The organism is Vibrio sp. M250220 (assembly GCF_036533795.1).
Classification (GTDB): domain Bacteria; phylum Pseudomonadota; class Gammaproteobacteria; order Enterobacterales; family Vibrionaceae; genus Vibrio.
This window is the reverse complement of the sequence record NZ_JATABI010000204.1, coordinates 1-468: the sequence shown is the minus strand read 5'-3', so window position 1 is coordinate 468 and position 468 is coordinate 1. Positions and strand designations below refer to the sequence as shown.

The window sequence follows — 468 nt, the reverse complement described above, 5'->3', positions numbered from 1 at the left end:
GCTGCTGCAAACGACGAGGAGAATAAAGATTGATACACATTTTTTCATGGTTTATCTCTCTGGTAACCAGTTGCTTAGCTGATAGCCGCGCAGTTTAAATTGTTCAAGTTGCTCGATATCATCCTCAGGGAGCACCGCATATACCGCTTCCATTCGCGCTCGGGCTGGGTACGATTTTTCTAGGATTTTGTGGCCTTTAGTTAACCAATATATGTAACGGCGGAAACGCGCATAATCGTTACTTAGTGTTCTCATATATTTGCTTTTGTCTTTATCATTTGGATTTTCATAAGGCTGTGAAAAGGCTTGAGTAAAAAAATCCCGTAAGCTGATGACATTTTTGGCGTAGCGTTGCCATTGTTCTGCTTTATTAAGCTCAGTGGGGTGCGGTAAGCCCATACGTTGCAGGGCATTTTCAAAGCGCTTGATTTGCCCTGTATCGGCTCGGCTTGCTCCTAACCAATTGAG

At 43.6% G+C, this 468-nt stretch carries 1 pseudogene; it reads right to left on the bottom strand.

The window, feature by feature from the left end:
- Nucleotides 1-51 precede the first annotated feature (51 nt).
- A pseudogene (locus QTN94_RS20445) lies at nt 52-468 on the bottom strand (LysM domain-containing protein); the annotation flags it as partial.